This is a genomic window from Paraburkholderia sp. RL18-085-BIA-A, from assembly GCF_046027075.1.
Lineage (GTDB): Bacteria > Pseudomonadota > Gammaproteobacteria > Burkholderiales > Burkholderiaceae > Paraburkholderia.
In genome coordinates, this window is record NZ_JARESU010000354.1 from 1 (window position 1) to 2456 (window position 2456).

A 2456-nucleotide genomic window follows, 5' to 3' on the forward strand; every position below is an offset into this window, starting at 1 on the left:
ACACGACCCAACTCAGCCGATCAACTAGCGCCGATCCGTGTCCGCTTTCCGCGCTAATGCAGACACCTATCAAGCTATGCAGCTTGGCGTTTCGCCTAACTGCGATAAGCACGCATATCGTCGACGATTGGAACAACGGCGAGAGTAAGAAGGACGATCGCAAGAGGAACGGTCGACGCAAAGCCTAGATGTCTAAAGCCTACTGCGCCAGTAAGTCCGCCCACCAGGAACGACAGTAACAGCGATCCGAGAAGCCCCAGTTTCTGTCGATCTCCGCGGACCAGGTTGCCGGGCATTGCCCCGACATTCCAATAAAACAGCTTACCAAGCTCGATGCCAATATCCGTCACAAGACCGGTGACGTGCGTCGTCCGAATTTCCGCCTTTGAAACCTTTGTGATCATAGCGTTCTGCAGTCCCATCACGTAGCAGAGAAGACAGACGGTAGCCGGCACGAACAGCACGCGGTGGGATTCCAGATTCGAGCCGAGAAAACCGAAGAGGAGAAGCAGCGACGCCTCGAGCATCAACGGCATCGCGTATTGGCTCTGCAAGTGCCTACGTCGTCCCCAGTTGATCAGGATCGCCGACGTGGCCGCCCCGACAAGGAACGACAGCAAGGAACTCAATCCCGCCACGGCCACATTGATGTCGCCAAGCACGACGTTATCGGCAAGCGACGACACAATGCCAGACATGTGGGAGGTGTACTGACCCACAGCAAGGAATCCGCCAGCGTTGGCCGCGCCGGCGACGAACGCGAGCGATCGCCCGAGGCGACGATTCGTGACGTCGCTGCGCTCAGGCTTCGTGAAACCGCGAAGATAATTGATGGGCATGCGGATTACCCTCGGTATCGGCGACGTGGCCCAGAAAGGTTGCGAACGAGTTAAGTTAACCGATCCTAACATGAGGCGAAACTGATTCGCTCGGGTCTAGCTCCCTGCGTCGACTCTATCCGGTTGGCGGTCGCCGCATGGTCATGCACGGCTAACAGGAATGGGAATGTCGGCTCATGAATCGATAGCTGACTGCGCCCCTGAAATGCCGACCGTCACTTTGTGGCCGTCTGTTGCCACACGAATGGTCCAGTGATCACATAGTCGCCGCGTCCGGTGCTCGTTTCATGTTCGTCGTCGGCGTCACACTACGGCGCTCGAGATGTGAAAAAGCGACCATCGCGGGTCGGCTTTCTCTTGCCAGTCCTTCCCGGCTGCCGTTCGTGCTGTTGAATGCTCCGGTATTTTCCGGCCGTGGCGTGGTCGGTCGTCGTGACCACCATTCGGGCTTTGTCGGGTGGCGACGTTTCAGCCCATGAGATCAGTCTCTTGTGGCGTCAATCAGAGATTCCGCTTTAGACTGCGCATCCGCATATCGGCTCACTCGCTGTCGGAAACACGGTCAACAATACTGAAGAAAACCATGCGCGCCCAACCCAAACGCTATCTCGTCGCCATCACGGCGCCTGACGGAAAGAGCTTCGAGTTGTTCCCCATGTTGCAGTGGTGCCGTGACAATCCGGGGAAGGCTCCCACGCATCTAGTTATCCGCGGCAAGAACTCTCGGGCGCTGAGGCGCGTGTTCCAGAAAATGGGCTGGTCATCGTTCGAGACCGAAACGGAGGTGCGCCTTACGCCGCCCGGCTCACTCGCAGCAGTGGATGCTCTGCTCGATCAGGCCGAAGAGGCAGAGATTGTCGAAGAGGATGAAGTGGAAGCCGATGACGCCGTCTTCGAGCTCGAGCGCGAATTTCAGGACTTCATCTCGCACAACCTCGAGTCGATTAGCGGCGGCAATAAGCGGCTGAAGCTCTACACGGAAGACGGCGGGCGCGGCACCGAGTACTTCACTGATGTTGGAAGAATCGACATTCTGGCTGTCGACCAAGATGGCGGCCTGGTCGTGTTCGAACTTAAACGTGGAAACGCGCCCGACAGGGCCGTCGGACAGCTAGCGCGTTATATGGGATGGGTAACGATGCATCTTGCAAAGGGGCGACCGGTGCACGGTGTCATTGTCGCGCACGATATCAGCAGGGAACTTCGTTACGCGATAGCTGCATTTCCGAACGTCGAGCTCTTCGAATACCAGATCAACTTTGTGCTCAACAAGATTGAACAGTGGAACAGAGATAGTTCTCTTGTCACTAAAGCACGCATCAACATTACCGTTGCTCGTCCGACATGCCTGCGCCGCCGTAGCGGTTACATGGATATCGCCCGAGCGTCACTTCCTGCCGCCGGCCGCCGTGTGTGAAGCGTAGAACCCATGCCGCCGCGCCAGCATGCGACAGGGTGAAGGTGAGGCCGCCCCCGTCCGACTTTGCGACCGGCGACCCGGCGCGGATCCACTTGCGGATCTGAATGTCGGTGAGGAGGTTGGTGTGGATTTTCGTCATGTCGATCGCACTTCAGAGTAATAGCGCCTCTAGCTACCACTCAGAGGCGCGCTTCCAT

2 protein-coding genes and 1 pseudogene are annotated in these 2456 nt (G+C 57.6%); 1 reads left to right on the top strand and 2 read right to left on the bottom strand.

Annotated elements, in window-relative coordinates:
- Positions 1-95: 95 nt before the first annotated feature.
- Entirely contained in the window at positions 96-839 is a 744-nt protein-coding gene (locus tag P0D89_RS52275) for a YoaK family protein (protein ID WP_408370928.1), read from the bottom strand.
- Positions 840-1422: 583 nt separating this feature from the next.
- Between P0D89_RS52275 and P0D89_RS52280 the strand changes: the two genes are divergently transcribed.
- Positions 1423-2256, top strand: coding sequence for an endonuclease NucS domain-containing protein (locus P0D89_RS52280; RefSeq protein ID WP_408370926.1), 834 nt, complete (start codon positions 1423-1425; stop codon positions 2254-2256).
- Here the strand turns inward: P0D89_RS52280 and P0D89_RS52285 are convergent.
- Positions 2210-2398: pseudogene (locus tag P0D89_RS52285) on the bottom strand (Arm DNA-binding domain-containing protein); the annotation flags it as partial. The gene P0D89_RS52280 and the pseudogene P0D89_RS52285 sit on opposite strands and share 47 nt — an antisense overlap.
- Between the last annotated feature and the right edge of the window lie 58 nt (positions 2399-2456).

Bases quoted from the DNA above. Each gene is read 5' to 3' on its own strand.
- P0D89_RS52275 (WP_408370928.1), bottom strand. From the start codon at position 839: ATGCCCATCAATTATCTTCGCGGTTTCACGAAGCCTGAGCGCAGCGAC.
- P0D89_RS52280 (WP_408370926.1), top strand. From the start codon at position 1,423: ATGCGCGCCCAACCCAAACGCTATCTCGTCGCCATCACGGCGCCTGAC.